Here is a 625-nt window from a genome sequence, read left to right on the forward strand (position 1 = left end):
CTGATCAATATCGTGATCGCCGGTTTTGCCGGCATATTCGTGCCGGTGATGCTCGACCGGCTCGATCAGGATCCGGCGCTGGCCTCGTCGGTCTTCGTCACGATGATCACCGACACCATGGGCTTTCTGGCCTTCCTCAGCCTCGCTGTGGGCAGCGGAATGGTCAGCCTTTAGAGCTTCCAGTGATTGAAACCGAACGCCTGTTGCTCCGTCCGCATATAGCCGATGATTTTGCGGCTTGCCGCGCCATGTGGCAAGATCCGGCCGTAGTAAAATATATCAGCGGCAAGCCCGCCACCGAAGCCGAAGCGTGGTTGCGGTTTCTGGGATATTTCGGGCGCTGGCAAATCATGGGATATGGCCTGTTTGCGCTGATCGAGAAATCAACCGGTCAATATATGGGGGAGGTCGGATTTAGCGACTTCCGGCGCGGACTTGGTCCCGATTTCGATCCGTTCCACGAGGCGGCATGGGTATTGGCGGAAGCCGGGCACGGCAAAGGCTATGCGCGGGAAGCGATGACGGCAGCGCAAAACTGGCTGGATCAAAAATTCAGCCCCGCCAAGACGGTTTGCATCATCAGTCCGGAAAATAGCCCGTCAATCGCTCTGGCCAAAAAACTGGG

Annotated in this window: 2 protein-coding genes; both read left to right on the top strand. The window is 57.3% G+C overall.

Going from position 1 to position 625, the window contains the following annotated elements; all coding sequences use genetic code 11:
• Nucleotides 1-174 (top strand): magnesium transporter (locus V7665_RS13720; protein WP_335665089.1); only part of this gene is annotated, 174 nt, incomplete at its 5' end.
• A gap of 8 nt (nt 175-182) precedes the next feature.
• Nucleotides 183-625, top strand: a 443-nt coding sequence (locus V7665_RS13725) for a GNAT family N-acetyltransferase (RefSeq protein WP_335665088.1), incomplete at its 3' end; no start/stop codon positions are given.

Origin of the sequence: Parasphingorhabdus sp. (assembly GCF_036964675.1) — a bacterium.
GTDB lineage: Bacteria > Pseudomonadota > Alphaproteobacteria > Sphingomonadales > Sphingomonadaceae > Parasphingorhabdus.